A 25905-nucleotide genomic window follows, 5' to 3' on the forward strand; every position below is an offset into this window, starting at 1 on the left:
GCGGACGGTCAGTTGTTCGGGTCGTCGGCGCTGATGTCGGCCAGGACCGACTGCGGTTCGCGCTCGACCGCGAGGTCACCCATCGACACCAGGCCCACCAGACGCCCGTCGTCGATCACCGGGAGTCGGCGTACGGCGTACGTCCGCATCAGGTCCGCGGCGGCCACGGCATCGTCGTACTGACTCACCGTGATCACGTCGCGCGTGGTGATCTGGTTCAACCGGGTCGAGCCCGGATCCATGTTCTCCGCGACACCTCGGACCGTGATGTCCCGGTCCGTGACGATGCCGACCACACTGTCGCCGTCGGTCACCACCACATCGCCAATCGCGCTGTCACGCATTTCCTGCGCGGCTGAGATGAGCGTGTCGTTGCCGTCCATCGTCACCAACCGGGTCGTCATGAACTCTCCGACCGTTGTCATGGTGCTCCCCTCTCGGTGTCGGCACGGCCCGTCTACCCGCCGCTCGGGTGGAGGTAACGCCGAGCGGGGGCCGGGCCCGCCGGGCCGGCCTCGTCGCTGCTCGTGCCGGCGCCCACCGCCCGGCCCCTTTCCATCTGCCGCGACAGCGAGGCAGGGTGTACCCGGCACACCCTCCCACCAGCGACCGTGTCGGCTCCGCTGCCTACCGTGGGCGGATGATGACGGGCGAGGAAGAGCTGCGCGAACTGGTCGCCGGCAACGGTTGGCTGACCCGGGCGCTGACCGTGGTGCGGGACTCCGGGCTGCCGGACGCCTGGATCGGCGCGGGAGCGGTGCGCGACCTGGTCTGGGGCGAACGGTACGGCGACGGGTTCGACCCGGCGCAGATCCACGACGTGGACGTGGTCTTCTTCGACCCGGCGAAACTGACCCGCGCCGACGACGACCGCGCCACCGCCCAACTGACCGGGATGTGGCCGCAGCCGCCGTGGCAGGCGCGCAACCAGGCGGCGGTGCACACCTGGTACGCGGCGACATTCGGCGGCGACCCGATCGAGCCGTACCGCAGCGTGACCGAGGCGGTCGCCACCTGGCCGGAGTACGCGACGGCGGTGGCCGTCCGCCTGGACTCGGCCGACCGGCTCAGGGTCTGCGCCCCGTACGGCCTGACGGATCTGCTGGGCGGGGTGTGGCGGCACAACCCGGCCCGGGTGGACGTGACCCGGTCCCGGCAGCGGTTGGCCCGGCACCGACCGGACCGACGTTGGCCCGGCGTGACCGTGATCGAGCCGGGCTGATCGGCGCTGGGCGGGTCAGCCTCGGGGCGGCATCCCGTAGAGCCGCTCGACGTGCAGACGTAGCACGATCCGTCCCTCGTCGACCATGGCCTGCCGGTACTCGTCCCAGTCGGGGTGCTCTCCGCTCAGCCCCCGGTAGAGCGCCACCAACTCCTCGACCGTGTCGTCATCCAGCTCGGCGGCCGGCGGGGTCAGTTCGGCGCGGCCCTCGACCACCGCGTACGCCCAGCCGTCCTGACTGCTGACGTGGAAGCTGGCACGCGGGTCGCGGCGCAGGTTGGCGGTCTTGGCGCGGCCGTCGGTGACCGAGACCCGGATCAGGCCCGCGTCCCGGTCGAAGGAGTAGAGGACCGTGGACAGCTGCGGGCGCCCGTCCCGCTTGATGGTGGCCAGCACGCCCATCGAGTGGTCGGCCACCAGATCAGTCAACGCCTGCCGGGTGCGGTCGTCGGGCATGGTGTCCTCCAGGTTGGACGATCGTCTCCGACCCATCCAAGCACGACCTGCCGGCCGTCGCGGGCGACCACCCGGAACGGCAGGACGACCACCGGGAACGGCACCGCCCCGGGAACGGCAGGACGATCACCCCCGAACGGCACCGAGCCCCCGCCGACGAACGACGAGGGCTCGGTGACAGCTCGGTGCGCTGGCGACCGTGCCGGTCAGCGGCGCTCGGCGGCGACCAGCTCGGCCAGTTGCACCGCGTTCAGCGCGGCGCCCTTGCGGAGGTTGTCGTTGGAGCAGAACAGGGCGAGCCCGTACTCCACGGTCTCGTCGGCGCGGATTCGACCGACGTAGGTCGGGTCCTGGCCGGCGGCCTGCAACGGCGTCGGGACGTCGGTCAGTGCCACCCCGGGCGCGTCGGCCAACAGCTCGTGGGCGCGTTGCGGGGTGATCGGCCGGGCGAACCGGGCGTTGATCTGGAGCGAGTGACCGGTGAAGACCGGCACCCGGACGCAGGTGCCGGACACCTTCAGGTCGGGGATCTCCAGGATCTTGCGGCTCTCGTTGCGGAGCTTCTGCTCCTCGTCGGTCTCGAACGAGCCGTCGTCGACGATCGACCCGGCCAGCGGGAGGACGTTGAAGGCGATCGGTTGGGCGAACGAACGCGGCGCGGGGAACTCCACGGCCGAGCCGTCGAAGGCCAGCCCGGCGGCGTGCTCGGCCACCTTGCGAACCTGCTCGTCCAGCTCGGCGACGCCGGCCAGCCCGGCCCCGGAGACCGCCTGGTAGGTGGAGACGACCAGGCCGACCAGGCCCGCCTCGGCGTGCAGCGGACGCAGCACCGGCATCGCGGCCATGGTGGTGCAGTTGGGGTTGGCGATGATGCCCTTCGGCCGGTCCAGGGCGGCGTGCGGGTTGACCTCGGCGACCACCAGCGGCACCTGCGGGTCCATCCGGAACGCCGACGAGTTGTCGATCACCACGGCGCCGGCCTCGGCGACTCGGGGTGCCAACTCCCGGGCGGTGCCCTTGCCGGCCGAGAAGAGCACGATGTCCAGCTCGGAATAGTCCGCGGTCGCGGCGTCCTCGACGGTCACCTCGCCGTCGCGCCACGGCAGCGTCCGCCCGGCGGACCGCGCCGAGGCGAACAACCGCACCTGCTCCGCCGGAAACTCCCGCTCCGCCAGCACCTGCCGCATCACGCCACCGACCTGGCCGGTGGCCCCCACAATGCCGATCCTCATGCCCGCGAGGCTACCGACCGCACCCCCGGAACCGGGAGCCCTTTCCCACCCCCCGGGTCCCGCATCACACCCCACCCAGCCCTCGCCCCACCCAGCCCTCGCCCCGACCCCACCCCGACGGGCAGGGGCCGGCGGGGTGGGCAGGGGCGGGCGGGGGCGGGCGTTAGGGCAGCAGGTCGCCTAGGGCGGTGGAGCGCAGGTCGTCGCGGATCACCGCCGCGTCGCCCTCGATGACCAGGGTCAGCGCATCCGGGTGCAGGTGGGTGGCTGCCGCCGCGGAGACCTGGTCGACGTCGGCGGAGAGCAGCGACTCGCGCAACCGCGCGTGGTAGTCGTCCGGCAGGTCGTGCACGACCAGGGTGGTCAACGCGGAGGCGATCGCCCGGGGGCTCTGCAACTCGACCGAGAGCTGGCCGGCACGCCAGGAGCGGGCCACCGCCAGCTCGTCCTCGGTCACCCCGCCGGCCTGGGTACGGGCGATCTCGCCCACCGCCTCGACCAGGGCCGGCGCGGTGACCGCCGTCTGTACGCCGGAGCTGACCGCGAATCGTCCGAATCGCCGCGACGAGGCGAAGTCACCCCGGATGCCGTAGGTGTAGCCGTGCACCTCGCGGAGCAGGTGGTTGAGGCGGGAGGTGAACGCCCCGCCGATCACCGTGCCGGCGAGCGTCATCGGCACGTGGTCGGGGTGTGCCCGGTGCGGTGCCGGGTGACCCAGCCGCAGCGTGGACTGCACCGAGCCGGGCCGGTCCACCAGGATGATCCGCCGACCGTCGTGCAACGGCACCTCGATCGGGCCGCCCCGCTCGACCGGGCCACCACCGGTGCCGGCGAACGCGGACGCGGCCAGTGCGTCCAGGTCGATCCGGTCCAGGTCACCGGCGACGATCAGGGTGCCGGGGCGCAGGAACCACTCGGAGTGGAAGACCGTCACGTCCTCGACGTCCAACGCGGCGACCGAGTCCGGGTCGCCGTGCATCGGCCGTCCCCAGCGGTTCTGCGCGCCGAACAGGTCGGCGCGCAGTGCCGCGTCGGCGCGCGGGCCCGGGTTCGCCCAGTCCATGCGGAGCGCGGTCGCCTCGTCGTCCCGGACCCGGCGTACGTCGGCGGGGTCGAGCCTGGGCGTCCGGACCGCCTCGGCGAGCAGCTCCACTGCCGCGCTGAGCCGGTCCACCGGGATCACCACGCTGGCCTGGAACGAGTCCCAGTCCAGACCGGTGGACAGGGCGGTGCCGAGCCCCTCGACGGCGAGCGCGTACGCGGCGGCGTCCCGCTGCGCGGTCCCCTCCTCCAGCGCCTTGGCCAGCACCCCGGACAGGCCCTCCTTGCCGACCGGCTCCTGGCCCGCGCCCACGTCGAGCAGCAGCAGGGCCACGGCGAGGTTCTGCCCCGGCAGGTGCGCGGCGACGACCTGACCACCACCCGCGGCGCGGCGGACCACCGGCGGGAACCGGTACGGGCGGGCGGCACCCGGGCCGGGACGGTCGGCGATCAGCGTCATGAGGTCTCCTCGGGCAGGTAGGTCAGGGTCACCCGGTCGGTGGCGAGTACGTCGGCGGCGGCCTCGGCGATCTGCTCGGCGGTGACCGCGAGCAGGGCCGGCAGCTGGTCGGCGACGCGGGCCGGGTCACCGAACTGCGTGGCGTACCGGCCGAGCAGGTCCGCGCGGCCGTCGACGGTGGACAGTTGACGCCACCATCCGGTGCTGAGCAACGCCTTGGCCCGATCCAGCTCGGCGGTGGTGACCGGCACGGTGGCCAGCTCGTCGACGACGTCGGCCAGCCCTTCGGCCAGCCGCTCGGCGCTCACCCCGGGACGGGCCGTGGCGGTGGCGATCAGCGGTGCCGGGGCGTGTGCGAGATCCACCCCGTACGCCCCGACCAGGTCCGGCTGCGCGATCCGCTCTCCGTCGGCGAGCCGCTGGTAGAGCCGGCTGCCCCGGCCGCTGCCGAGGACGGTGGCGAGCACGGTGATCACGTCGTACTCGGGGCTGCCGAACGGGTAACTGCGGTGGGCGACGTACACCCTCGGCGCGGGCACGTCGGCGCTGACCGACTCGACGGCCGTCTGCCCGGTGGCCGGGACGTCGCGGCCGTCGGGTGCCGACGGGATGTCGTCGCGGGGCGGCAGCGCGCCGAAGTATTTGTCGGCCAACGCGAACACGTCGGCCGCGGTGGCGTCGCCGACCACGGTGAGCACCGCGTTGTTGGGCGCGTAGTAGGTCTGGTGGAACGCCTGGAAGGTGGCGAGGTCGGCGGCGTTCAGGTCGGCCATCGAACCGATCGTCGCGTGGTGGTAGGGGTGTCCCGGCGGGTAGAGCAGCGGCAGCAGACGCAGCCAGGCGTCGCCGTACGGAACGTTCTCGTAGCGCTGCCGGCGCTCGTTCTTGACCACGTCCCGCTGGTTGTCGAGCGTCTCCTGGGTGAGCGCGGGCACCAGGCCGCCCATCCGGTCGGCCTCCAACCAGAGCGCCAGCTCCAGGTGTTCGGCCGGGACCGTCTCGAAGTAGTTGGTCCGGTCCGGGTTGGTGGTGGCGTTGAGCGAGCCGCCAGAACCCTGGATCAGCTTCATGTGCTCGGTCTTCGCCACGTTCACCGAGCCCTCGAACATCAGGTGCTCGAAGAGGTGGGCGAAACCGGTCTGCCCGGCCGGCTCGTGCCGGGAGCCGACGTCGTACCACAGGTTGACGGCCACGGCGGGCGCGGTGCGATCCTCACTCACCACCACGCGCAAGCCGTTGTCCAGGCGGGACGTCTCAATGGGCCAGGGGTAACCGCTGTCGGGCATGTCCCGACGCTATCCGATCTCGCGGGCGGAAAGGTGACGTGCGGTCGGTCGGCGAGCCGGCCCCGCCCGCATCGGTGCCGCCGCTCGGGGTACCGGAGAGCAATGACCGTCACCCCACCGCCGTCCCGGGTCGCCAGCACCGTCGAACGCGCCAGCGCCGCACTCGCCCGGCTGCGCCGTGGCCGTCTGCTGCATCCGGCCGGTCGCTCGTTCGCCGGCGAGACGATGATCTGGGGTACGCCCGGACCACCCACCGGGGTCGACCTGCTGGATCAGCCCGGCCGGTACCGGACCACGGTCCGGCTCTCCAAGGGCACGCCCACCCCCGGCAGTTGGCCCGACGTGCTGGGCCTCGCGCTGCGGCTGCACCGCGACGACGGGCGCCCGTTCGACCTGCTGGTCAGCTCCAGCGGCGCGGCCCCGGTACTGCGGAACCTGCCGCTGCCCCGACGCCGCTTCACCGGCACGTACAGCACGATCATGTGCTACCGGGCGGGCCGTCGCCGCCTGTGGCTGGCCGCGCTGGCCGACCCCGACTCGGCCGATCTCGGTCGCAGCCTGGCCACGGCGGCCGCCGCGACCCGGACGGACACCCCGCGCCTGGTGCTCGCGGTCGCGTCGGCCGTGGGCCACTGGCGGCTGGTCGGGCAGGTCAGCCTCGGTGCGCAGCTCAGCGCCGCGCAGGACGCGGCGCTCGCGTTCGATCCGGTGCGCAACCTGCCACCCGATCTGCGGGTGGCAGGTCCGCTGGCCTGGCTGCGCGACCACACCTACCGGGGGTCGCGCCGGGCTCGCGGGGCGACCGCTCAGTCCGGCGGCTCGACCGCGGCCACGGTCTGATCCGAGGTACGGCGTTCCAGCACCGTGTCCGGGGCGGCGTTCTGGTCCGCCGCCCGGATGTCCGACTCGGCGAGGATGGCCTCGGCCTGCGCCTCCGGGTCGTCGCTGCCCACCGCCGTCTCCTCGGGCAGGAGGTGGTGTGCGCGGGACTCCACCCGGTCCTGATCGCTCTGCTGTTCAGTCATGGCACCCCTGTTACCCCGACCGTGCCGCCGGCACGCGATGTTCACTCCGCATCTTGGGACGACCGGCCGGGGCACCGCGCGCGGTCGGGTACGCTAGCCCGGTGACGCGTTCCTATCGATGGTTTAGGCAGCCGGCTCGCACGCCGGTGACTTCACCATGAACTGACGTCACCACGGACCGAGCCGGCTGGGCAGGAGCTGTCGTTCCTGCCCTTTTGCGTACGAGCAGCCGGCTCGTCCCGGGCACCGGCCCCGGGCACGGTCGGCGGAAGGATGCCCACCGTGACGACCCCGGAGACCGATCGGGTCAGCGATCAGCGGATCGACCGTGTCGTGCCGCTGACCACGCCCGCCCTGCTGCACCACGAGCTGCCCCTGGACGCCCCGCTCGCGTCGGCCGTGTTGACCGGCCGCCGCGCGGTGAGTCGTGTCCTGGACCGCGAGGACGACCGCCTGCTGGTGGTGGTGGGCCCGTGCTCGGTGCATGATCCGGCCGCCGCCCTGGACTACGCGCAGCGGCTGCGGACGGCGGCCGACCGGCTCGCCGACGACCTGCTGATCGTGATGCGGGTCTACTTCGAGAAGCCACGCTCCACGGTCGGTTGGAAGGGCCTGATCAACGATCCGGGCCTGGACGGCAGCGGGGACGTCAACACCGGCCTGCGGCTGGCTCGGGCGCTGCTGATCGACGTGCTGCGCCTCGGCCTGCCGGTGGGCTGCGAATTCCTCGACCCGATCACCCCGCAGTACATCGCGGACACGGTGGCCTGGGGCGCGATCGGCGCCCGCACCGTGGAGAGCCAGGTGCACCGCCAGCTCGCCTCCGGCCTGTCCATGCCGATCGGCATGAAGAACCGCCCGGACGGCAGCATCGGCACCGCCGTGGACGCGATCCGCGCCGCCGGGGTGCCGCACGTGTTCCCCGGCATCGACTTCTCCGGCACCCCGGCGATCATGCACACCCGGGGCAACACGGACGGGCACCTGGTCCTGCGCGGCGGGGGCGGCCGGCCCAACTACGACGCGGATTCGGTCGCCGGGGCGCTCGACCTGCTCCGTGCGGCCGACCTGCCGGAGCGGCTGGTCATCGACGCCAGTCACGCCAACAGCGGCAAGGACCACCGCAACCAGCCGTTGGTCGCCGCCGACGTGGCCGCCCAACTGGCCGCCGGCCAGCGGGGGATCACCGGCGTGATGTTGGAGTCGTTCCTGCTGCCGGGCCGACAGGAGCTCGACCCGACCCGGGAGCTGGAGTACGGCCGGTCGGTCACCGACGCCTGTCTCGGCTGGGACGACACCGCCGAGGTGCTCGACCACCTGGCCACGGCGGTTCGGGCCCGTCGGGCCACTCTGCCGACGACGGTGTGACCGCCGACACCGCGCCGCACGGAACACGAGCGGGGGTCGGCTCGTTGACCGGGGTGTCGGTGTGTCCAGTGTCCCCGGGCCTCACCTAAATAGCCTCGCGGAATACCGTCCGGCTGGAGCCGCGTAGTGCCACTCGCCGAGAGGCGACCTGCACACCGACACCAGCGCCGCCCCCGGCCCACAAGGCCGGGGGCGGCGCTGTCCGTAGGCGGTTCACAGCGAGCAGCCAGGGGTGCGACAGGCCCCCTCTGACCGCTTCGCCGGACCATACGATCGATTGGTGACCGAGATGTCGAACGAGCTTGGCGCCTTCCTGAGTGCTCGGCGGGCGCTGGTGACCCCTCAGCAGGCCGGTATCCCCACCGTGGGCGTGCGACGCGTACCGGGCCTTCGGCGCGAGGAGGTCGCCATGCTCGCCGGTGTCAGCGCGGACTACTACCTGCGCCTGGAACGCGGCCGCGACCGCAACCCGTCCGTGCAGGTGCTGGAGTCCATCGCACGGGTGCTCCAGCTCGACGACGAGCACCTGGCCCACCTGCTGAAGCTGGTCGCGGACACTCCCCGAAAGCGCAGACGTCGACCGCGTAGGGAGACGGTTCCCGGCGGTGCGCTCAAGCTGCTGGGCTCTCTCGTCCAGCCCGCCTTCATCGAGGGACGGTACTTCGACATCCTGGCCTCGAACAGCCTCGCCACAGCTCTTTCGCCAGGTCTCGTGCAAGGCGGCAACCAGCTCAGGGACCTGTTCCTGAACCCCGCCGAGCAGGCGCTGCACCCGGATTGGGAAGACATCACGGAGTGCTTCGTGGCGAACCTCCGACAGGCCGTGGGCACTGACATCGACGATCCACGGTTCATCGAACTCACCGGGGAACTCTCGTTGGCGAGCGCCCGATTTCGCCAGCTCTGGGCCCGACACGAAGTACGCGGACAACGCGGCACGCCGATTCGACTCAACCACCCGCAGGTTGGGGAGATCATCCTCAACCGGGAACGGCTGAGCATCGCCGGAGCGGACGGCCTGATGCTCGTCGTGTTCCACCCTGACGCCGGGTCGAGTAACGCCGACAAGCTGAGCCTCCTCGCCTCCATGGGCCTGCCCGCCAGCCGCGAGGCAGCGCCGACGGTGTCGCCGGCCAGCAGCTGAGCGGGGGTCCTCACAGACCCCCGGCTCGACAGGGCTCTGGGTAGGTCGGCGGGTCGTGCATAGCGTTCACGACAGCCTTTTCGGGCATGCGTTTCGAGAGGACGAACATGACTGTCACCCTGATCACCGGCGCCAACAAGGGCATCGGCTTCGAGACCGCCAAACAGCTTCTGGAACTGGGCCATGTCGTCTACGTCGGCGCGCGTGACCGGGAGCGGGGCGAGAAGGCCGCCGCGGCGCTCGGGGCGCGATTCGTGCAGCTCGACGTCACCGACGACGCATCGGTGCGCACCGCACTGGCCACGATCGACGCGGTCGAGGGCCGACTCGACGTCTTGGTGCACAACGCGGGCATTCTGGAGACCGACCTCGACGGCCCCGCCGCGCTGCGGTCCTTCGACACGAACGCGGTGGGAATCGTACGCGTCACGGAGGCGGCGCTGCCGTTGCTTCGCAGGTCGTCGAACCCCAACGTCGTCACCATCTCCAGCAGCGCCGGATCGTTCTGGGCGGTGAACAATCCTGAGCGGCCGGAGTTCGGCATGTCGCTGGCGTTGTACTCGGCGTCCAAGTCCGCGGCCACCATGCTCACCGTGCAGTACGCCAAGTCGCAGCCGGGCATCAAGTTCAACGCCCTCGAACCGGGCACCACTGCCACCGACATGACGGCTGCCTTCGGGATCGGTCGACCGGTCGAGGAGAGCGCCCGACAGGTCGTACGCCTGGCGACCCTGGCCCCGACCGGGCCGACCGGGACCTTTCAGGACGAAGCAGGGGAACTGCCCTGGTGAAACCGGTACGTCGTCGTGACGTTTGACCGATTCCGCCCCGGGTAGCTGATCGACGTGACCGACGACGCATCCGTGGCCGGCGAGCCGGACACCCGGGCCCTCGACGACCTGCTCGACGACATCTTCCGGGCGCAGGAGCGGGTCGAACAGGCGGAGATCTACCGCCATGCGGTGGCCGCCGAGCTCCCGCCGGACCTGCTCGCCCGCATCGACGCGCTACCCGAGGGCGAGTACGCGGTGGACGAGGCCAGCGACCTGCTGGGCGGTTCCATCGGGTGAGCGACCGCAGAAGGGACACACGATGACGCATCACGAGGACCACGACGAGAAGGTGCCGGCGCTGGGTCAGCCCCCGAAGGGCAGGGACACCACCCCCGAGCCGGACTTCGCCAACGAACACGACCGCACGGCGGTGGACCGGGACATCATCACCGGCGCGGACGAGGACGAACGGGAGCCGGAGTCGCCGCACGGCTGGTCCGGGATGCAACGCTGAGGCGTACGACAGAGGGGGCCGGCGTCTGCCGGCCCCCTCTGTGTGTCCTGTTCGTCAGTCCTCGTCGTCGTGCCCACCCTCGGCGGCCTGCTGCGCCGTCGCGTACGCCATCTGGAGGAAGTCGGACGCGGCCACCGCCGTCAGCGCGGTGGCCACCAGCCGGGTCAGCCGGGGTGCGAGCACCAGACCGCCGGTCAGCCCGGTGGCCACCCAGACCGCCAGGCAGAACGGGCAGCTCAGCAACTCGCCGATGGCGTGCCGGGTAGGGCTGCCCGAGTCGCGGACCTGTTCCATCACCTCGCCGCTGCCGATCGGGCGGTCGTAACGGGTGAACGGGGCGCGCAGCGGGCTGGTCACCGCGTCCTTGGACAGCAGCCGGCTCAACTTGTGCGTGGCGATCGAGAGCAGCACCACGTCGGACGGGGCGGGACGCTCCGGCACCGGCCGACCGGTCGCCTTGACCAGGCCGGCGATGGCCCCGGTCACCCCGGCGTAGGCGCCCATCGCCACCAGGTAGCCGCCGAGCGGCCGGTGTTCGTGCGGCGCGTACGCGCGGCGCAGCCGTGTCGCCTTCTGTCGCAGGCCAGTGTCGCTCACCCGATCTCCTCGTGTGTCGTGATGGTGCGGAAGCGGCGCCCCGCGCAGGCCGACTCAGCCGGCCTGGAGGTTGTCGGCGACCTCGCGTGCCAGGTTGGTGAGCGCCTCGTCGGCCAACTGGTCCGGGCTGGCGTCGCCCGAACCGTCGGCCAGGTCGAGCTGGATCCGGGCCCCGCCGGAATCCGCTGGTTCCACCCGGATCTCGGCGGACCAGTCGTCGGCGTCCCCGTCTCCCCAGCGAGCCCGCAGTTCCTCGCCGCTGATCTCCGCGGCCGGGCTGCCGTCGCCGCGGAGCGGCTCCGGCAGCCAGGCCGAGGCCCGGTCAGGGTCGGTGGCGGTGTTGAAGACCACCTCGGGTGGCGCGGACATGCCGCGCACGGCGCGCGCCGGCATCACGCGTCCCGCAGGCGGCTGGGGTCGACCTCCCGGCCCGGGTGACGGGCCAGGTACTCGGTCTCCAGCTCCGCGGTGCGGCGCAGGTGGTTGGCGAGTGCCGAGTCCGCCGCGTGCCGCAGGGTGTCCAGCCGGGTGCGGTGCAGGCTGTGCATCTCGCGGATCAGGTCCTCGTCGGTCAGCTCGGTCGGGTCGATGCCGAGCAGGTCGCCGTCGAGACCCGGGGCGCCGGCCGGGTCGTCGGCGAGCTGATCGCCGCCCCACTCCGGCACCCGCTGCTCCGGGCTCATTTCCGTGCTGCCGCTGGACGCGAATCCGTCCTCACGTACCGATCCGGTCATGATCGCCCCCCTTGATCTCGTTTGGGCTGGCGTCTAGACGATTGCCCAGGCGTGCTGACGCCAAACCATCCCGGCGGGGCGACAACTACGACACGGTGTCGGAGACCGGCAGCGGTCCCGGTACCCTCGATGCCATGAGGCGGCTCTGGACCCCGGCGTGGATCGCGCGCCACGTGGCCATGGTCGTGCTGGCCGTGGGCTTTCTCGGGCTGGGCTGGTGGCAGATCAGCCGGGCCACCGCCGGCAACAGCCTGAGCTGGGGGTACGCGGTCGAGTGGCCGATCTTCGCCGGCTTCGTGGTCTACGTCTGGTGGCGTGAGGTGAAGCTGGCCCGGCGCCGGGTCGCGGAGGCCGACGCGCCGCCCGCGGATCCGACCGTCGAGCCGGCACCGGCGGTCACCGTGGGGTCCCGACCGGCGGTACGCCGACCGGTTCGGGTGTCCCGGGCGCCGGCCGCCGAGGATGTCGTGGAGGACTCCGACCTGGCCGCCTACAACCGTTACCTGTCATGGTTGAACGCCAATCCGGGTGCCAAGCCCGGTGACTATCCCGGCTGAGCCGGGCTCGGAAGGACGGACGAAGGTGGGCGCAGCCCTTACCCGGTACCGCGTGATCGCCTGGATCGTGGGCGTGGTGCTGATCCTGCTGGTCGTGATCGGCATGCCCCTGAAGTACGCGTTCGACAACCCGGTCGTGGTGGAGACGGTGGGGCCGGCGCACGGCTTCCTCTACATGATCTACCTGGTGGCCGCGTTCGACCTGAGCCGCCGAGCCGACTGGCCGCTGAAGCGGATGCTGCTGGTGATGCTGGCCGGCACCGTGCCGTTCGTCTCGTTCTACGCGGAGCGTCGGGTGAGCGCCTGGCTGGCCGCGCCGCGGCAGGAGCGTGCTCCGGAGCCGGTCGCGCACTGAGCGGCCGGCGGGCCGACGCCGACCCGGCGCCGGTCCACCGTCCGTCGGGTCAGCGGTTGGGCCGCCACGGGTCGGCCGAGGCGAGCGGGTCGACCCAGCCGCCGTAGCGGTTGACCTCCCGGGCCCGCAGCAGCGCCCGGGTGACCTGGCCGAACTGCCGCTCGTCGTCGGCGCTGAACAGCAGCACCTCCGATCCCCGGTACCACCCCCACAGCTCGTAGGGCGGTGGCCGCCAGCGATCGCCGACCAGGGCGAGCGCGGCCGGCAGCAGAAACACCGCGCCGAGGATGAGGTACGCCTCGGCGGTGAGTCGTTGCAGACCGCCGGTGAAGCCGAGGAGCAGCCCGACGCCGCCGAGCATGCTGGCGGTGATGACGACGGCCCGGACGGCGACCCGGTCGTGCGGGCCGCGGGTGGTACGCAGATGGGTCAGGTCGGCGACCTGGTAACTGGTCCGGCCGACGGTGAACCGGTCGACGGTCACGATGATGCCGGGCCGCGCGTACAGCAGGGTCGACCGGGCGCCCGGCACCGTTCGCGGCGGTCGCGTCCTTGCGCCTTCACGATTCACGGTTCCTCCCGCAGGGGACGGTTGGCCGAGTCGACCCGCCGGCGGCGGTCACCGCTCGCTGTCGACGGGATTCCCGGCTCCGGCCTTCATTGTGTTGCGGCACCGCCACTCGACCTGGGCATTTACGGGCTCCCGACAGTTACCCACACCCGGGTGACATCGCCGAGAAACAGCATCCATTTCAGGTTTTATCGGTTATGAGGCCCAGGAATCCGGCGGCATACGCCGGGAACGACGAAAGTCGCATATCCGTCATTAGTCCGCGAAAAGCGCGGTCCGTCCTCGATCGCAGGCGTCACCAGCCACGATGACCACGCCCCACCCAGCGTCCCGACGTGCAACTCTTCCAACTTTCGCCCCTGCTTCCACTGCGAGCGACAACCGTCCCGGGTTAGGTTGGGCGAGCCGGTCCGGCCCAGTGCCGTCCGCCCGGATGGCCCCGGCCGGTGTCGCCGAGGGCGTCAGCAGCCCCCGGCGGCCGTGGGAGAGGGGCCTTCCGCTCTTGTCATCCCTGAGAAATCTGCTGCGCACCATGGCGCTGGCCGGCATGTCAGCCGCGCTGATCGCCCCGACGGCGGTGGCCAGAGCCGAGCCGTCCCCCGCCGACCTGACCCGCCGGATCGAGACGTCCTCGGCCGAGTTGGAGCGGGTCGTCGAGTCGTACAACAAACTGCGTGAGGAGATCAAGACCAACGAGGCCGCCGTGGCCCGATTACAGACCCGCATCGGCCCACTCGAACAGCAGGTCGAGCAGAGCCGGGCCGACGTGGCAGAGATGGCCGCCACCGCGTACAAGAGTGGTGGGCTGCGTACCGCGGACGCCCTGCTGCGCCCCGGCGGCTCGGCCGCGCTACTGGACCGGCTCGGCACGATCGAGCAGTTGACCCGCCAGCGGCAGGAGAGCATCTCCGGCTTCACCACGGACCAACAGCGGTTGCTCGACGAGAAGGCCCGCCTGGGCGCCACCCTGACCCGGCAGGCCGCGCAGGCCCGTCAACTCGCGGCGGGTAAGAAGCAGATCGAGCAGGACCTGGCCAGGCTGTACGAGCTGCGTCGGCAGGCGTACGGGGCCGCCACCGAGCGACCCGAGCCCAAGGCCGCGGCCACCGAGGCCAAGAACGTGCCCGCCGTGGCCGGTGCCGCCGGCACGGCGGTGCGCTACGCGTTCGGCGCGATCGGCAAGCCGTACGTCTGGGCGGCCGACGGGCCGAACGGCTACGACTGCTCCGGGCTGACCTCGGCGGCCTGGCGGGCCGCCGGAAGGTCCCTGCCGCACAACACCCGGATGCAGTGGAGCGCGGTCGCGCACATCGGCCGGGGCGACCTGAGCCCGGGCGACCTGGTCTTCTACAGCGGGCTCGGGCACGTCGCCCTCTACGTGGGCAACGGCCAGGTGATCGACGCGCCCAGCGCCGGTCGCAACGTGCTGAAGCGCGGCATGAACATGATGCCCATCCAGGGCTACGGCCGGGTTCGCTGACCCGACCGGTAACGGCGAACGGCCGGCGTCCCCCTATCGGACGCCGGCCGTTCGCCGTCAATTACTACCAGGTCAGGCTGCCTGCAGCCCCTCCGCCCGAGCCAGCTCACGGAGCCGGCCGAGGGCCTGGATCTCCAACTGCCGGATCCGCTCGCGGGACAGCGAGAACCGGGACGCGACCTCGGTGAGCGAGTGCTCCCGGCCGTCCTCCAGCCCGTAGCGGGCCCGCATGATGCCGGCCGACCGGTCGTCGAGGTGGTTGAGCAGCCCCTCGATGCGCTGCCGCTCCAGGCCGCTGAGGACGATGTCCTCCGGCGACGGCGCGTCACTGTCGGCGACCAGGTCGCCGAGGTTCGTGTCGCCGTCGTCGCCGACCGGGGTGTCCAGCGAAACGGTGTCCTGCGACCAGCGGCGCAGCTCGTTCACCCGCTCGACGGTGACGCCGAGAGCGGCGGCGATCTGCTCCGGCTCCGGGTCGCTGCCCAGCTCACGGGTCAACTGCCGGGCCACGTTACGCATCCGGTTGACGTCCTCCACCAGGTGCACCGGCAGACGCACGGTGCGCTCCTGCTGGGCGATCGCCCGGCTGATCGCCTGACGAATCCACCAGGTGGCGTAGGTGGAGAACTTGTAGCCACGCTCGTAGTCGAACTTCTCGACCGCCCGGACGAGGCCGGTGTTGCCCTCCTGGATCAGGTCCAGCATGGGCATGCCCGAGCGCACGTAACGCCGCGCGATCGACACGACCAGTCGGAGGTTGGCACGGATGAAGAGGTCCTTCGCCCGCTCTCCCTCGACGACCAGCCACTCCAGGTCGGCCCGGTCGACACCGGCGGGAACGGCTTCCTCACCGAGCAGGTGCTCGGCGTAGAGGCCGGCCTCGATCGCCTTGGAGAGATCGACCTCCTTGGCGGCGTCCAGCAGTGGCGTCCGGGAGATCTCGTGCAGGTAGACGCCGACCAGGTCGCGCTCCTCGGCAACCTCGTCGGTTCGCATGCCGATGTTCTTGTCCACGTTGCCCACGGTCCCCTCGCTCGCGCCGGTTGCCCGGTTCCTTGCCATTCCCCACGTCCGTCAACCCCTGGTAACTTCTGCTGTGCCCATCGGTGCTGACACCTACACAACAGATGAGACGTGTCGGGGATTCCATGTCGTGAGTCGAAAGTGTCACGAATGCCTGAGTAGTAGCTGAGAGCACGGTCCATGTTTGCTGTCAGCACCCCATCGGGTGGCTCGCCACTGGGCACCACGTAGAGGGTTACCGCACCATGGCAACACCGCCCGCCGTGGGGGCACAGCGACCCGGGTCACCACCGGGCTGCGATCCTGGTCACTGCCAGATACGCACCGCGGGACCGGTCGGTTCATCCACGGGGAGTTATTACCCCCCGGCCAGATGAACAATCCGAGGCCCCGTTCGCTTCCCGGGGGCGGGTGACGCTAGGAGGCGAGCAGGGCGAGAGCGCCGCGCACCTGGTCGGCCGAGCGGGCCAGCGCGGCCCGGGCGGCGTCGATCTCGGCACCGGAGACGAGGGAGACGAGCGCCGTCTTCAGGTCGCCGTCGGCCTGGGTGAGGGCCTGCTGGGAGATCTCCTCGGAACAGCCGGTGGCCTCGACCAGGATCGAGATCATTCGTCCGCGGAGTTTCGCGTTGGTGGCCACCATGTCGATCATGAGGTTCGAGTAGACCCGCCCCAGTCGCACCATGACGGCGGTCGAGAACGTGTTGAGCACCAACTTCTGCGCCGTGCCCGCCTTCATCCGGGTCGACCCGGTGACCACCTCGGGTCCGGTGTCCACCCCGATGAACACGTCGACCGACCGGGCGGCCTCCGCCTCCGGATTGGCGCAGAGCAGCACCGTCGAGGCGCCGTTGGCGCGGGCTGCGGCAAGCGCCCCGAGGACGTACGGGGTGCGGCCGCTGGCCGCCAGACCGACCACCAGGTCCCCGGCGCGTACACAACTGGCCGCTTCGACCGCGCCGCCCCGGTCGTCGTCCTCGGCGTCCTCCACGGCCCGCCACATGGCGTCCGGGCCCCCCGCGAGGTGCGCGCAGAACCAGTGTCGGGGCGAGTTGAAGGTGGGGGCCAGTTCGGCCGCGTCGAGCACACCCAGGCGACCGGAGGTGCCGGCCCCGAAGTAGTGCACCCGGTGACCACCGCGAAGCGCCGCGACCGCCAGGTCGACGGTGATGGCGATCTCGTCGAGCACCGCGGCCACCGCCGCCGGCACCCGGCGGTCCGCCTCGTTGATCACGGTGAGCACGTCCCGGGTCGACATCAGGTCGAGGTCGACGCTGAGCGGGTTGCGCCGTTCGGTGGGTGCGCCCACCCGGACCGTCGGGCGGGCGGGCGGTGCGGGCATGTCCGCACCCGCCGTCATGCCCGCCTCCGGTTGGCACCCACCCGGTGCGACTGGACCGCCTCGGCGGTCGCCTCCAGGGCCTTGCGGGCCCGCGCCCGGTTGCGGGCGGCCACCCCGACGAAGAGACAGTCGACCACGGTGAGCTGGGCCAGTCGACTCGCCGTCGCACCGGAGCGGTAGGTCGTCTCCCGGGCCGCCGTGGTCAACACGAAGTCGGCCACCTCGGTGATCGGCGAGCGTGGGAAGTTGGTGAGCGCCACGGTCGCGGCACCGCGGGTGCGGGCCTGCTCCAGCACCTCGATCACGTCGGAGGTGGTGCCGGTGTGCGAGATGCCGATCGCCACGTCGCCCCGGCCGAGGAGGGCGGCCGAGGTCAGCGCGGTGTGTACGTCCGGAAAGTAGAAGGCGATCCGGCCGATGCGGTGCAGCTTCTGCTGGAAGTCCGAGGCGACGAACCCGCTGGCGCCGGCGCCGTAGATGTCGATCCGACCGGCGCCGCTGATCGCCTCGACCACCTGCTCGCAGACGGCGGGGTCGAGCTGCTCGGCGGTCTCCTCGACCGCGCGGGCGTCGTTGAACGCGATGGTGGCGATGATCTGGGCGAGGTCGGCGCCGGGCGGGATGTCCCCGCCGACCACCCGGGCGTCCGGTGGCTCGACCCGGCGGGCGGCCTCGGCGGCGAGCCGGATGCGCAGCTGGGGATAGCCGTCCATGCCGACCGACCGGCAGAACCGGATGACGGTCGCCTCGGACGTCTCCGCTGCGGTGGCGAGGTCGGTGATCGTCCGCCGGGCGGCGGCCGCCGGGTCGGAGACGACCAGCCGGGCGACCCGCTGCTCGGCGGGCGACAGCGACGGCAACAGCCCGCTGATGTGGACGATCAGCCCACCGGGCTCGTGACTCGCAGAAATCTTCGGACTCTTCGCCACGGGTGAAACTTACTTTCACCAAGCGTGAGCGTCAACTATGACTGTCCGAGGTGGGGGAAACTCGCGCGGCCGGGATCACCGGTCCCGCACAGCCTGCCACTCCCCCAGGATCGCCGCCTCATCCGCCGGGTCCAGTCCACCCTGCCGGACGGCGGCGGGATTCGCGCTCATCCAGGACACGGTCGCCCGAACGGTGTCGGGTAGCGGACGGACCGTCAGCCCGGCGTCCAGGGCCGCTCGAACGTCCCGGTCCATCAGGCCACCGGCCTCGGGCAGCCGCACCCAGAGCGGCAGCGACCGCTCCCCCGACCACTCGCGTACGTCGTGGGACAGCAGGAACTCCTGATCGACCCAGGTGAGGACCGGATCGGCGACGCCCAGCCCGGCGGCCACCCCGGCCAACAGCTCCGCCCGGGTCAGCGCCGGACCGCTGCCGTCGTACGTGCCGGCGAGGCGGGTGGCGGCAGCGTGCAGCAGCCAACGCGCCAGATCGGCGACGTCGATGAACTGCACCCGGTCGGTCGGCCGTCCGGGCGCCAGCACCTCGCCACCGGCCGACAGCCGCCGCACCCAGTACGGGAAACGGTCGCTCGGGTCCTCCGCGCCGACGATGAGCCCGGCCCGGCAGACGAACGAGCGGTCCGCCCCCATCCGCTCCCGGACCAACTGCTCGATGCTCACCTTGCACTCGCCGTACCACCGGTGGTCCGGGCCGATCGGGCCGTCCACGTCCGGTGGGGCCGGCGCCAGCACCGGCGCGTCAGCCGCGCTCTGGCCCGGGGTGGTGTGGTCCGCGTACACCGAGACCGTCGACACGAACGACCAGTGGCCGACGTGGTCGGCGAGAGCGGTGAGCGCATGCCGGGCGTGGCTGACCTGGCGGGTCACGTCGATCACGGCGTCGAAGCCCTCGGCGGCGAGCGGGACGAGCGCCCGGGGGTCGTCGCGGTCGGCCGCCACCAACCGTGCCCCGGCCGGCACGACGCCGGAGACGCCGCGGGCCACGCAGGTCACCTCGTGCCCCTGCTCGACGGCGAGCCGGGCCGTCGCCCGGCCGAGGAATCGGGTACCACCGAGAATGAGGATGCGCATCCGCCGATCCTGCGCCGCCGCGCGACGATTCGGCCAGCCACTCTGCTCTCGGCAGAGCGCCCGGCGACCGGCCAGCGCGAGGTGCCCGGCTCTCCAGGTACTAGCGTGAGGCGCATGGCAGCGCGCAGCGTGTTGGTGACCGGAGGTTCCGGCGGGCTCGGCGGGGCGGTCGTCACCGCCTTCGCCGAGACGGGCTGGCGGGTGGTCGTACCGGAGCGGAAATCCCGGTCGGGGTCGCAGCCGGCGGCGGCCGGACTGGTCCGGGTGGTCGCGGACGTGGGCCAGCCGGCGGGCGCGGCCCAGGCCGTCGAGACCGCCGCCGGCGAGCCGGCGGCGCCGCTGCGGGCGGTGGTCAACCTCGTCGGGGGGTACGCTAGCGGCGGGCTGGTGCACGAGACACCGGTCGACGAGTTCGAGCGGATGCTCACCGTCAACCTGCGGCCGACCTACCTCGTCACCCAGGCCGCGCTGCCGCACCTGGTGGCATCCGGCGGCGGCGCGGTGGTCTGCGTCTCGGCCCGCGCGGCGCTCGCCCCGTTCCGTGGCGCGGCCGGCTACTCGACGGCCAAGGCGGCCGTGTTGGCCTTCGCCAACGCCGTCGCGGTGGAGTACCGGTCGCAGAACGTGCGCTGCAACACCGTGCTGCCCAGCGTCATCGACACCCCGGCGAACCGGGCGGCCCAGCCGGACGCCGACCATTCCCGCTGGGTGACCCCGGACGAGATCGCGCCGGTCATCCGATTCCTCGCATCGCCGGAGTCCGCCCCGACCAGCGGCGCCACCATTCCGGTCTACGGGCGGGCCTGAGCGACGGCCGGGTCCACGTCCGCACCGCCCGGCCCGGACTGCGGCAACCAGGTTTCCAGGTGCGCCTGGATCTGCTCGGTGACCTCCTCGGCCGGGAGGCCCGCGTCCACCAGCACGAAGCTCGGGTATTCGGGCAGCGCCCGGTAGGCGGTGTCGGCCGCGGTCAGCCATCCCATCGTCTCGTGGTCGGTGCCGCGTTCCTCGATGCGCCGGTACGCCTCGGCCGGGTCGACGGCGAGCAGGAAGGTCACCTGCGGTGTCGGGAACAACCGGTAGCCGGCCCGCGCGAGCCGTTCCCAGCGCTGCCCGCCGTGCGCCCGGATGCTCGCGTACTGGCAGGCTGAGTAGCGGTCCATCACCGCTGTCCGGCCGGTGAGCAGGCAGGTGAGCAGCGCGATGGCGATGGCGAGCCAGCGCAGCACCGACTCCACGGCCAGCACGCCGTCGCGCCCGACGAGCCGTTGCGCGTCCGGCCGACCGAGCCGGTGGGCGAGGCGAGCGAGCCAGCGTCGCCCGCTGGCGTTGCGGCGGTAGGTGGCGGGGCGGCCGGCGGCGGTCAGCGCGTCGGCCAACCGGTGTGCCTGAGTGGTCTTGCCCGAACCGTCGATGCCGATCAGGGCGACGGTGCGCAACCGGGCCTTGCGTCGTCGCATCCCCGATGATCTGGCCACTCTCCACAGGTTATCCGACCCACGCACCAACGCCGCGAGGTTTGTGGTGGTTCATCCCTGTTGACACCTGAGCGCGACACCGGCAGGTGTGGCCGACCGGAATGCCGGGTACCGGAGTTCGAAAGCCAACCGCCGGTCCACCAACACGACGACGGGAGAACCAGATGGCTGAGCGCGGGGACGAGAGCCTTGTGCACACCCTCAAGAAGGTCGCCGCCGTGCTCAAGCAGTCCGAGATCCCCTTCGCCCTGGGCGGCAGCTTCGCCGTCTACGCCCACGGGGGCCACTCCAGCGATCACGACGTCGACTTCCTGATCCGGGAGGCCGACGTGGAACAGGCGTTGGAGGCCCTGGTGGCCGCCGGCTTCGTCGCCGAGCGTCCGCCGGAGGACTGGCTGGTGAAGGTCTTCGACGACGGCCGGATGGTGGACCTGATCCACCGGCCGATCGAGACGCCGGTGACCGAGGAGACGTTCGCCGACACGGTCGTCCGGCCGGTGGACGCGATCCACATGCCGGTTCTGTCCGCCACCCAGCTGATGGTGCACAAACTTCTCAGCTTCTCCCAGCACTACTGCGACTTCGCCCGCGGCCTGCCACTGGCCCGGTCGCTGCGGGAGCAGATCGACTGGGAACGGGTACGCAAGGAGACGCAGCACTCGCCGTACGCCGAGGCGTTCCTGGTGCTGCTGGACCGGCTGGAGGTGGTGTCGGCCGCCGGCACCCAGCCAGGAGAGGGGACATCGTGACCCATCATCGCGACATCGGCGCCGGGCCACCGGACGAGTACGTCGAAGCGGAGATCCAACGGTTGCTCGTCGAGGATCCCTCCGTCGCCGAACAGGGGATCACCGTGATCCGACGGGAACGCGCCCTCGTGCTGTACGGCGAGGTGGAGAGCCCGCACCGGCGGGAGGAGATCCTGCGTCGGGTGTCCGAGCGCTTCCCGGACGTGCCGATCACCAGCGACATCGGAGTGATCCGCGCCCAGGCGCCCACGGAGATCGAGCAACTGCCCTGAGGGAGGTTCCATGGTGATCCGGATCGCCGCCGTGGGCGACGTGCATCTGGACCAGGACGTGGTCGGCCGGTTCCGACCGGCGTTGGAGGAGTTGCCGGAGTGCGCCGATGCGCTGCTGCTGGCCGGGGACCTGACCCGGCACGGCACCGAGGCCGAGGCGCGCTGCGTGGCGGAGGAGTTCGGTGGCCTGGCCGTGCCGGTGGTGACCGTGCTCGGCAACCACGACCATCAGTGTGACCAGGTGCCGCAGGTGGTCAAGGTGCTTGAGGACGCGGGCATCACCGTGCTGGAGGGCAACGGCGTCGTGTTGGACTGCGCGGGCGGCCGGCTGGGCATCGCCGGCGTCAAGGGCTTCGGCGGCGGGTTCGCCGGACGGTGCGCGAGTGACTTCGGCGAGCCCGAGATGAAGGCGTTCGTGCGTACCACCACCGACAGCGCGGACCGTCTGGGCGCCGCGCTGCGCTCGCTGGACTGCGACCTGCTGGTCGCGCTCACGCACTATTCGCCGGTGCCGGACACGCTGGCCGGCGAACCGTTGGAGATCTACCCGTTCCTCGGCTCGTACCAGTTGGGGCAGGCGATCGACTCGGCGCCCACCGCGCTGGCTCTGCACGGGCACGCCCACGCCGGCACCGAGCGCGGCACGACCCCCGGCGGGGTCCGCGTCCGCAACGTCGCGCACCCCGTGATCAAGCAGGCGTACAGCGTCTTTCACGTTGGCGATCAACTCGACACCGACCAGGTTTCCCCGATCGGCCAGTCGGGTAGTCAAAGGTCATGGAGCTGATTCTCTGGATTCTCGCAGTCGTACTCGTGGTCGCCGGCATCCTCGCGCTGTTCCGCCGGCAGATCCTGTGGGGCATCGTCCTCATCGTCGTCGGGCTGTTGGTCGGCCCGGGTGGTGTCAGCATCTTCAATTAGCGTTCGTCAGCCGTAATACCGGGACCCGCCGGGGTCGCCGCGACCGGAGCTTCGTCCTCCCGACAGGAGCACTGGCCGCGGCGATCCCGGCGCTTTTTCGTGGGCCCTTCCGCAGCCGCCTGATCCCGGCGTTCTCGGTCCGACCGCGAATGCATTGATGAGCCCCTGTCGAGCTGCCCCAGGTACGGGGCAGCGGACCACGGGCACGGGGGCGCCCCTGCGTCTCCGGCGGTTTGAGCTGACGCTTGGCGGAAATTATCTCGACCATGGAGATATCTCAGGAAGCGTCGAGGACCTCCGGCCGGCGACGCTGGTGGGGTCTTCTTGGGTTCGCCGCGGCGGTCTTCGTCGCGGCCGCGATCGGCGGGCTGGGCGTACAGGGCACCACCGACGAGTACGCGAGCCTGCGGCAGCCCGGCTGGGCACCACCCGCGTGGCTGTTCGGACCGGTCTGGTCGCTGCTCTACGCGCTGATCGCGGTCGCCGGCTGGCTGGTGTGGCGGCGGGTCGGCTTCTCCCCCGCCCTCTGGGCGTGGACCGCCCAACTGGTGCTCAACGCGATCTGGACCCCGCTGTTCTTCGGCGCGGGGCAGTACGGGTTGGCGTTCGCCGAGATCGTGCTGATGTGGCTGGCGATCGGGCTCACCGTGGCGCTGTTCGCCCGGGTGTCCCGGGTGGCGGCGGCGCTGCTGCTGCCGTACTGGGCCTGGGTCACCTTCGCCGCCGCGTTGAACCTGTCGATCTGGCAGTTGAACGACTGACCGTCCCGGTCCCCGACGGTGGCCTCCGCCGGGGACCGGGACGGTTGCCGGTCAGCAGCGGGGCACGCCGGGGATGTATCCGTCGGAGCCGGTGTACACGTACGCGTCGGAGATGTAGCGGCCGGAGCCGATCCGGTCCCAGATCGAGCTGGTGCCGTACGTGCCGGTGACCGAGGTGCCGCTGGTCTGACAGGCGATGGTCACCCGGGTGCCGTCGGCGACGGTGCCCACCGAGGCGTACCCGGTGCCGGGGCCGGAGCGGACGGTCAACGGGGTGCCGCTGGTGTCGACGGTGCCGTTGCCGCCGCCCGAGGAGCAGCCGTTGTCACTGGTGTAGCTCTTGGTGCCCCAGTACAGGCCCAGGGTGCCGTTGAACCGGACCTGGATGTCGGCACCGTTGAGGCGCTGCTCGTAGTGCAGGTGGGGGCCGGTCGAGCCGCCGGTGCTCCCGACCCAGCCGAGCACCTTGCCGTACCCGACCGTCTGACCGACCGAGACGTTGAAACCGTTGAGGTGCGCGTAGTACGTGCTGTAGCCGCCCCCGTGGTTGATCCGGACGTACTTGCCGTAGCTGGTGCCACCGAGGTCGGTCACCCGGTCGACCGTGCCGGGGGCACTGGCGACCACCGGGTCGCCGAGGTCGTCGGTGCGGTTGAAGTCGACGGCGTACGCCGGGCTGTGGTCCGACCGGGTCTGCCCGGACCAGGACTGGCCGCACGGGAACGGCACCTTGAAGGTCGGCGCGGCCAACGCCGGACTGGCCGGGATCAGCGCTCCCCCGACCAAGAGACCCGTCACCAGCAGGCTGATCCACCGCTTTCGCATACAGCTCCTCCTATGTCGAAAACCTTCGATGCGGTGCGCTCAGCCTGACAGATATCGTCATTCTTCGAAAGAGTCCCCAGCATGTCCCGGGAGCGCGCCCACCAGGCAGCCCGCAGGTTTCCGGATTGTTACTCGCTCGTGTCTGACAGGGGGTGGACCGGGCCGGATGCAAGCGCTTACATGTGTGCACGCCCAATCGGACCGGCGACGGGTCACCAGCGGAGACCGCGCCGGCTAGGAAGGAGGACGGCATGGCGGTCTTTACCAGACCACGCCAGGCCTTCGTGATCGCCGGCGTACTCGGGTTGGCGTTCAGCGCCACCGCCTGCGGTACCGGTGACGACAAGAAGAGCAACGCGGGCTCCGCGGAGTGCGCCGCATACGACAAGTACGAGGGCCACGACGGCAAGAAGGTCTCCATCTACGCGTCCATCCGTGACGCCGAGGCCGACCTGCTGGAGCGGTCCTGGTCGCAGTTCACCGACTGCACCGGCATCGAGATCGACTACGAGGGCAGCGGCGAGTTCGAGGCGCAGCTCCCCGTCCGGGTCGACGGCGGCAACGCCCCCGACATCGCCTTCGTGCCCCAGCCGGGCCTGGTGAAGCGGTTCGCGGACGCCGGCAAGCTGAAGTCGCTCAGCGCCGACACCAAGGCCCTCGCCGAGCAGAACATGCCGGCCGACTGGCTGAAGTACGGCACCGTGAACGGAACGCTCTACGGCGTGCCGCTCGGCGCCAACGTGAAGTCCTTCGTCTGGTACTCGCCGAAGACGTTCAAGGAGAAGGGCTGGGAGGTTCCGACCACCTGGGACCAGCTCATCGCCCTGAGCGACAAGATCGCCGCCAGCGGCATGAAGCCGTGGTGCGTGGGCGTCGAGTCCGGTGACGCCACCGGCTGGCCGGCCACCGACTGGATCGAGGACGTGATCCTGCGTACGCAGGGCCCCGAGGTCTACGACCAGTGGACCACCCACGGGATCCCGTTCAACGACCCGAAGATCGTCGACGCGGTCGACCGCGCCGGCAGCATCCTCAAGAACGAGAAGTACGTCAACGGCGGCTTCGGCGGCGTCAAGAGCATCACCACCACCGCCTTCCAGGAGGCGGGCCTGCCGGTGACCACCGGCAAGTGCGCGATGCACCGACAGGCGTCGTTCTACGCCAACCAGTTCCCCGAGGGCACCAAGGTGGCCGAGGACGGCGACGCGTTCGCCTTCTACTTCCCGACCATCGACCCGGCCAAGGGCAAGCCGGTGCTGGGCGCGGGCGAGTTCGTCGTCGCCTACGCCGACCGCCCCGAGGTGCAGGCGGTGCAGACCTACCTCGCCTCCGCGGAGTACGTGAACAGCCGCGCGAAGCTCGGCAACTGGGTCACGGCGAACAACAAGCTGGACATCGCCAACGTGGCCAGCCCGATCGACAAGCTCTCCGTCCAGATCCTGCAGGACAAGACGGGCACCTTCCGCTTCGACGGATCCGACCTGATGCCGGCCGGCGTCGGCGCGGGAACGTTCTGGAAGGGCATGGTCGAGTGGCTGAACGGCAAGGCGACCGCTCCGGTGCTCCAGGGCATCGAGAGCAGCTGGCCTAAGTGATCCCGGCGGTGGGGGGGGGGGGGGGGGGGGGGGGGGGCGCCCCCCCCGGGGGGGGGGGGCGGGGGGGGGTGTTGTTTTTGTTATTTGGAGGGCACCTCGCCAGA

General features: G+C 71.3%; 33 protein-coding genes. 17 read left to right on the forward strand and 16 right to left on the reverse strand.

The window, feature by feature from the left end; all coding sequences use genetic code 11:
• Positions 1 to 8 precede the first annotated feature (8 nt).
• The gene (locus AB0J33_RS26620) at positions 9 to 425 is read right to left on the reverse strand and encodes a CBS domain-containing protein (RefSeq protein WP_334502076.1); all 417 of its coding nucleotides are present in this window, start codon (positions 423 to 425) and stop codon (positions 9 to 11) included.
• A gap of 215 nt (positions 426 to 640) precedes the next feature.
• Here AB0J33_RS26620 and AB0J33_RS26625 point away from each other — a divergent pair, with 215 nt between their 5' ends.
• Complete coding sequence (locus tag AB0J33_RS26625; protein WP_363617049.1) at positions 641 to 1222, forward strand: nucleotidyltransferase family protein; 582 nt, start codon at positions 641 to 643, stop codon at positions 1220 to 1222.
• Between the two features lie 15 nt (positions 1223 to 1237).
• On the opposite strand, the gene AB0J33_RS26630 is transcribed toward AB0J33_RS26625, so the two are convergent.
• The 4 genes from AB0J33_RS26630 to AB0J33_RS26645 form a co-directional block, all read right to left on the reverse strand.
• Positions 1238 to 1678, reverse strand: a complete 441-nt coding sequence (locus AB0J33_RS26630) for a PPOX class F420-dependent oxidoreductase (RefSeq protein ID WP_363617124.1) — start codon at positions 1676 to 1678, stop codon at positions 1238 to 1240.
• A 206-nt stretch (positions 1679 to 1884) separates the two neighbouring features.
• Positions 1885 to 2910 carry an aspartate-semialdehyde dehydrogenase gene (locus AB0J33_RS26635; RefSeq protein ID WP_363617051.1) on the reverse strand — a complete coding sequence of 342 codons (1026 nt, stop codon included), beginning with the start codon at positions 2908 to 2910 and terminating at the stop codon, positions 1885 to 1887.
• A gap of 163 nt (positions 2911 to 3073) precedes the next feature.
• Positions 3074 to 4411: a pitrilysin family protein gene (locus AB0J33_RS26640; protein ID WP_363617053.1), complete on the reverse strand. Its 1338-nt coding sequence runs from the start codon at positions 4409 to 4411 to the stop codon at positions 3074 to 3076.
• Positions 4408 to 5697: a pitrilysin family protein gene (locus AB0J33_RS26645; RefSeq protein WP_363617055.1), complete on the reverse strand. Its 1290-nt coding sequence runs from the start codon at positions 5695 to 5697 to the stop codon at positions 4408 to 4410. The genes AB0J33_RS26640 and AB0J33_RS26645 overlap by 4 nt, the downstream gene beginning before the upstream one ends.
• A gap of 102 nt (positions 5698 to 5799) precedes the next feature.
• On the opposite strand from AB0J33_RS26645, the gene AB0J33_RS26650 reads away from it, so the two are divergent.
• Positions 5800 to 6537, forward strand: coding sequence for a phosphodiesterase (locus AB0J33_RS26650; protein ID WP_363617057.1), 738 nt, complete (start codon positions 5800 to 5802; stop codon positions 6535 to 6537).
• Here the strand turns inward: AB0J33_RS26650 and AB0J33_RS26655 are convergent.
• A complete protein-coding gene (locus AB0J33_RS26655) occupies positions 6504 to 6722 on the reverse strand; it encodes a hypothetical protein (RefSeq protein ID WP_363617059.1) in 219 nt (72 codons plus the stop codon). The two genes, AB0J33_RS26650 and AB0J33_RS26655, sit on opposite strands and share 34 nt — an antisense overlap.
• A 273-nt stretch (positions 6723 to 6995) precedes the next feature.
• Here AB0J33_RS26655 and AB0J33_RS26660 point away from each other — a divergent pair, with 273 nt between their 5' ends.
• The 5 genes from AB0J33_RS26660 (at position 6996) to AB0J33_RS26680 (ending at position 10521) form a co-directional block, all read left to right on the forward strand.
• The gene (locus tag AB0J33_RS26660; protein WP_363617061.1) at positions 6996 to 8090 is read left to right on the forward strand and encodes a 3-deoxy-7-phosphoheptulonate synthase; all 1095 of its coding nucleotides are present in this window, start codon (positions 6996 to 6998) and stop codon (positions 8088 to 8090) included.
• A 289-nt stretch (positions 8091 to 8379) separates the two neighbouring features.
• Positions 8380 to 9234, forward strand: a complete 855-nt coding sequence (locus tag AB0J33_RS26665; protein ID WP_363617126.1) for a helix-turn-helix transcriptional regulator — start codon at positions 8380 to 8382, stop codon at positions 9232 to 9234.
• Positions 9235 to 9341: 107 nt separating this feature from the next.
• Entirely contained in the window at positions 9342 to 10025 is a 684-nt protein-coding gene (locus tag AB0J33_RS26670) for an SDR family NAD(P)-dependent oxidoreductase (RefSeq protein WP_363617063.1), read from the forward strand.
• A 54-nt stretch (positions 10026 to 10079) separates the two neighbouring features.
• Positions 10080 to 10304 carry a hypothetical protein gene (locus AB0J33_RS26675; protein WP_363617065.1) on the forward strand — a complete coding sequence of 75 codons (225 nt, stop codon included), beginning with the start codon at positions 10080 to 10082 and terminating at the stop codon, positions 10302 to 10304.
• A 22-nt stretch (positions 10305 to 10326) separates the two neighbouring features.
• Positions 10327 to 10521: a hypothetical protein gene (locus AB0J33_RS26680; protein WP_091405645.1), complete on the forward strand. Its 195-nt coding sequence runs from the start codon at positions 10327 to 10329 to the stop codon at positions 10519 to 10521.
• 54 nt (positions 10522 to 10575) lie between these two features.
• On the opposite strand, the gene AB0J33_RS26685 is transcribed toward AB0J33_RS26680, so the two are convergent.
• The 3 genes from AB0J33_RS26685 to AB0J33_RS26695 are packed head-to-tail and all read right to left on the reverse strand — an operon-like array spanning position 10576 to position 11852.
• On the reverse strand, positions 10576 to 11118 hold the full coding sequence (locus tag AB0J33_RS26685; protein WP_363617067.1) for a DUF1360 domain-containing protein: 543 nt from the start codon (positions 11116 to 11118) through the stop codon (positions 10576 to 10578).
• Between the two features lie 54 nt (positions 11119 to 11172).
• On the reverse strand, positions 11173 to 11511 hold the full coding sequence (locus AB0J33_RS26690) for a hypothetical protein (protein WP_363617069.1): 339 nt from the start codon (positions 11509 to 11511) through the stop codon (positions 11173 to 11175).
• Positions 11511 to 11852: a DUF6158 family protein gene (locus AB0J33_RS26695; RefSeq protein ID WP_363617071.1), complete on the reverse strand. Its 342-nt coding sequence runs from the start codon at positions 11850 to 11852 to the stop codon at positions 11511 to 11513. Before AB0J33_RS26695 ends, AB0J33_RS26690 begins: the two co-directional genes overlap by 1 nt.
• A 134-nt stretch (positions 11853 to 11986) precedes the next feature.
• Here AB0J33_RS26695 and AB0J33_RS26700 point away from each other — a divergent pair, with 134 nt between their 5' ends.
• Positions 11987 to 12409 (forward strand): hypothetical protein, encoded by a 423-nt coding sequence (locus AB0J33_RS26700; RefSeq protein ID WP_363617073.1) that lies wholly within the window; start codon positions 11987 to 11989, stop codon positions 12407 to 12409.
• Positions 12410 to 12434: 25 nt separating this feature from the next.
• Positions 12435 to 12764 (forward strand): DUF3817 domain-containing protein, encoded by a 330-nt coding sequence (locus tag AB0J33_RS26705; protein WP_363617075.1) that lies wholly within the window; start codon positions 12435 to 12437, stop codon positions 12762 to 12764.
• 49 nt (positions 12765 to 12813) lie between these two features.
• On the opposite strand, the gene AB0J33_RS26710 is transcribed toward AB0J33_RS26705, so the two are convergent.
• Entirely contained in the window at positions 12814 to 13335 is a 522-nt protein-coding gene (locus AB0J33_RS26710; RefSeq protein ID WP_363617077.1) for a DUF6232 family protein, read from the reverse strand.
• Positions 13336 to 13837: 502 nt separating this feature from the next.
• Between AB0J33_RS26710 and AB0J33_RS26715 the strand changes: the two genes are divergently transcribed.
• Positions 13838 to 14815 (forward strand): NlpC/P60 family protein, encoded by a 978-nt coding sequence (locus AB0J33_RS26715; protein WP_363617079.1) that lies wholly within the window; start codon positions 13838 to 13840, stop codon positions 14813 to 14815.
• A 72-nt stretch (positions 14816 to 14887) separates the two neighbouring features.
• Here the strand turns inward: AB0J33_RS26715 and AB0J33_RS26720 are convergent, their stop codons facing one another.
• The 4 genes from AB0J33_RS26720 to AB0J33_RS26735 all read right to left on the reverse strand — a co-directional run bounded on the left by AB0J33_RS26720 (position 14888) and on the right by AB0J33_RS26735 (position 19200).
• On the reverse strand, positions 14888 to 15877 hold the full coding sequence (locus tag AB0J33_RS26720) for a sigma-70 family RNA polymerase sigma factor (protein WP_203148097.1): 990 nt from the start codon (positions 15875 to 15877) through the stop codon (positions 14888 to 14890).
• A 378-nt stretch (positions 15878 to 16255) separates the two neighbouring features.
• Positions 16256 to 17197 (reverse strand): N-acetylmuramic acid 6-phosphate etherase, encoded by a 942-nt coding sequence (gene murQ, locus AB0J33_RS26725; RefSeq protein WP_363617082.1) that lies wholly within the window; start codon positions 17195 to 17197, stop codon positions 16256 to 16258.
• Positions 17194 to 18108 carry a MurR/RpiR family transcriptional regulator gene (locus tag AB0J33_RS26730; RefSeq protein WP_363617084.1) on the reverse strand — a complete coding sequence of 305 codons (915 nt, stop codon included), beginning with the start codon at positions 18106 to 18108 and terminating at the stop codon, positions 17194 to 17196. Before AB0J33_RS26730 ends, murQ begins: the two co-directional genes overlap by 4 nt.
• A 75-nt stretch (positions 18109 to 18183) precedes the next feature.
• Positions 18184 to 19200, reverse strand: a complete 1017-nt coding sequence (locus tag AB0J33_RS26735; protein ID WP_363617086.1) for an NAD-dependent epimerase/dehydratase family protein — start codon at positions 19198 to 19200, stop codon at positions 18184 to 18186.
• 114 nt (positions 19201 to 19314) lie between these two features.
• On the opposite strand from AB0J33_RS26735, the gene AB0J33_RS26740 reads away from it, so the two are divergent.
• Positions 19315 to 20007, forward strand: coding sequence for an SDR family NAD(P)-dependent oxidoreductase (locus AB0J33_RS26740; RefSeq protein ID WP_363617088.1), 693 nt, complete (start codon positions 19315 to 19317; stop codon positions 20005 to 20007).
• On the opposite strand, the gene AB0J33_RS26745 is transcribed toward AB0J33_RS26740, so the two are convergent.
• On the reverse strand, positions 19992 to 20660 hold the full coding sequence (locus AB0J33_RS26745) for a thymidylate kinase (RefSeq protein ID WP_363617128.1): 669 nt from the start codon (positions 20658 to 20660) through the stop codon (positions 19992 to 19994). The two genes, AB0J33_RS26740 and AB0J33_RS26745, sit on opposite strands and share 16 nt — an antisense overlap.
• 182 nt (positions 20661 to 20842) lie before the next feature.
• Between AB0J33_RS26745 and AB0J33_RS26750 the strand changes: the two genes are divergently transcribed.
• The 5 genes from AB0J33_RS26750 (at position 20843) to AB0J33_RS26770 (ending at position 23381) form a co-directional block, all read left to right on the forward strand.
• Positions 20843 to 21427 (forward strand): nucleotidyltransferase, encoded by a 585-nt coding sequence (locus AB0J33_RS26750; RefSeq protein ID WP_238658023.1) that lies wholly within the window; start codon positions 20843 to 20845, stop codon positions 21425 to 21427.
• Positions 21424 to 21699, forward strand: coding sequence for a hypothetical protein (locus tag AB0J33_RS26755; protein ID WP_363617090.1), 276 nt, complete (start codon positions 21424 to 21426; stop codon positions 21697 to 21699). The genes AB0J33_RS26750 and AB0J33_RS26755 overlap by 4 nt, the downstream gene beginning before the upstream one ends.
• Before the next feature lie 10 nt (positions 21700 to 21709).
• Positions 21710 to 22486, forward strand: a complete 777-nt coding sequence (locus tag AB0J33_RS26760) for a metallophosphoesterase (RefSeq protein WP_363617092.1) — start codon at positions 21710 to 21712, stop codon at positions 22484 to 22486.
• Positions 22477 to 22620 (forward strand): GPGG-motif small membrane protein, encoded by a 144-nt coding sequence (locus tag AB0J33_RS26765; RefSeq protein WP_007464364.1) that lies wholly within the window; start codon positions 22477 to 22479, stop codon positions 22618 to 22620. The genes AB0J33_RS26760 and AB0J33_RS26765 overlap by 10 nt, the downstream gene beginning before the upstream one ends.
• A gap of 266 nt (positions 22621 to 22886) precedes the next feature.
• Positions 22887 to 23381, forward strand: coding sequence for a TspO/MBR family protein (locus AB0J33_RS26770; RefSeq protein WP_363617095.1), 495 nt, complete (start codon positions 22887 to 22889; stop codon positions 23379 to 23381).
• Positions 23382 to 23432: 51 nt separating this feature from the next.
• Here the strand turns inward: AB0J33_RS26770 and AB0J33_RS26775 are convergent, their stop codons facing one another.
• Complete coding sequence (locus AB0J33_RS26775; RefSeq protein WP_363617097.1) at positions 23433 to 24206, reverse strand: peptidoglycan DD-metalloendopeptidase family protein; 774 nt, start codon at positions 24204 to 24206, stop codon at positions 23433 to 23435.
• Positions 24207 to 24457: 251 nt separating this feature from the next.
• Here AB0J33_RS26775 and AB0J33_RS26780 point away from each other — a divergent pair, with 251 nt between their 5' ends.
• Entirely contained in the window at positions 24458 to 25801 is a 1344-nt protein-coding gene (locus AB0J33_RS26780) for an ABC transporter substrate-binding protein (protein WP_363617099.1), read from the forward strand.
• The last annotated feature ends 104 nt before the right edge of the window (positions 25802 to 25905 follow it).

The sequence above is a fragment of the Micromonospora sp. NPDC049645 genome (assembly GCF_040675155.1).
GTDB lineage: Bacteria > Actinomycetota > Actinomycetes > Mycobacteriales > Micromonosporaceae > Micromonospora.

Coding starts and splice junctions, on each gene's coding strand:
- AB0J33_RS26650 (WP_363617057.1), top strand. CDS start 5,800: ATGACCGTCACCCCACCGCCGTCCCGGGTCGCCAGCACCGTCGAACGC.
- AB0J33_RS26775 (WP_363617097.1), bottom strand. CDS start 24,206: ATGCGAAAGCGGTGGATCAGCCTGCTGGTGACGGGTCTCTTGGTCGGG.
- AB0J33_RS26640 (WP_363617053.1), bottom strand. CDS start 4,411: ATGACGCTGATCGCCGACCGTCCCGGCCCGGGTGCCGCCCGCCCGTAC.
- AB0J33_RS26690 (WP_363617069.1), bottom strand. CDS start 11,511: ATGCCGGCGCGCGCCGTGCGCGGCATGTCCGCGCCACCCGAGGTGGTC.
- AB0J33_RS26740 (WP_363617088.1), top strand. CDS start 19,315: ATGGCAGCGCGCAGCGTGTTGGTGACCGGAGGTTCCGGCGGGCTCGGC.
- AB0J33_RS26780 (WP_363617099.1), top strand. CDS start 24,458: ATGGCGGTCTTTACCAGACCACGCCAGGCCTTCGTGATCGCCGGCGTA.
- AB0J33_RS26695 (WP_363617071.1), bottom strand. CDS start 11,852: ATGACCGGATCGGTACGTGAGGACGGATTCGCGTCCAGCGGCAGCACG.
- AB0J33_RS26745 (WP_363617128.1), bottom strand. CDS start 20,660: ATGCGACGACGCAAGGCCCGGTTGCGCACCGTCGCCCTGATCGGCATC.
- AB0J33_RS26750 (WP_238658023.1), top strand. CDS start 20,843: ATGGCTGAGCGCGGGGACGAGAGCCTTGTGCACACCCTCAAGAAGGTC.
- AB0J33_RS26635 (WP_363617051.1), bottom strand. CDS start 2,910: ATGAGGATCGGCATTGTGGGGGCCACCGGCCAGGTCGGTGGCGTGATG.
- AB0J33_RS26760 (WP_363617092.1), top strand. CDS start 21,710: ATGGTGATCCGGATCGCCGCCGTGGGCGACGTGCATCTGGACCAGGAC.
- AB0J33_RS26665 (WP_363617126.1), top strand. CDS start 8,380: ATGTCGAACGAGCTTGGCGCCTTCCTGAGTGCTCGGCGGGCGCTGGTG.
- AB0J33_RS26720 (WP_203148097.1), bottom strand. CDS start 15,877: ATGGCAAGGAACCGGGCAACCGGCGCGAGCGAGGGGACCGTGGGCAAC.
- AB0J33_RS26655 (WP_363617059.1), bottom strand. CDS start 6,722: ATGACTGAACAGCAGAGCGATCAGGACCGGGTGGAGTCCCGCGCACAC.
- AB0J33_RS26660 (WP_363617061.1), top strand. CDS start 6,996: ATGCCCACCGTGACGACCCCGGAGACCGATCGGGTCAGCGATCAGCGG.
- AB0J33_RS26680 (WP_091405645.1), top strand. CDS start 10,327: ATGACGCATCACGAGGACCACGACGAGAAGGTGCCGGCGCTGGGTCAG.
- AB0J33_RS26625 (WP_363617049.1), top strand. CDS start 641: ATGATGACGGGCGAGGAAGAGCTGCGCGAACTGGTCGCCGGCAACGGT.
- murQ (WP_363617082.1), bottom strand. CDS start 17,197: ATGACGGCGGGTGCGGACATGCCCGCACCGCCCGCCCGCCCGACGGTC.
- AB0J33_RS26620 (WP_334502076.1), bottom strand. CDS start 425: ATGACAACGGTCGGAGAGTTCATGACGACCCGGTTGGTGACGATGGAC.
- AB0J33_RS26630 (WP_363617124.1), bottom strand. CDS start 1,678: ATGCCCGACGACCGCACCCGGCAGGCGTTGACTGATCTGGTGGCCGAC.
- AB0J33_RS26765 (WP_007464364.1), top strand. CDS start 22,477: ATGGAGCTGATTCTCTGGATTCTCGCAGTCGTACTCGTGGTCGCCGGC.
- AB0J33_RS26670 (WP_363617063.1), top strand. CDS start 9,342: ATGACTGTCACCCTGATCACCGGCGCCAACAAGGGCATCGGCTTCGAG.
- AB0J33_RS26645 (WP_363617055.1), bottom strand. CDS start 5,697: ATGCCCGACAGCGGTTACCCCTGGCCCATTGAGACGTCCCGCCTGGAC.
- AB0J33_RS26700 (WP_363617073.1), top strand. CDS start 11,987: ATGAGGCGGCTCTGGACCCCGGCGTGGATCGCGCGCCACGTGGCCATG.
- AB0J33_RS26735 (WP_363617086.1), bottom strand. CDS start 19,200: ATGCGCATCCTCATTCTCGGTGGTACCCGATTCCTCGGCCGGGCGACG.
- AB0J33_RS26770 (WP_363617095.1), top strand. CDS start 22,887: ATGGAGATATCTCAGGAAGCGTCGAGGACCTCCGGCCGGCGACGCTGG.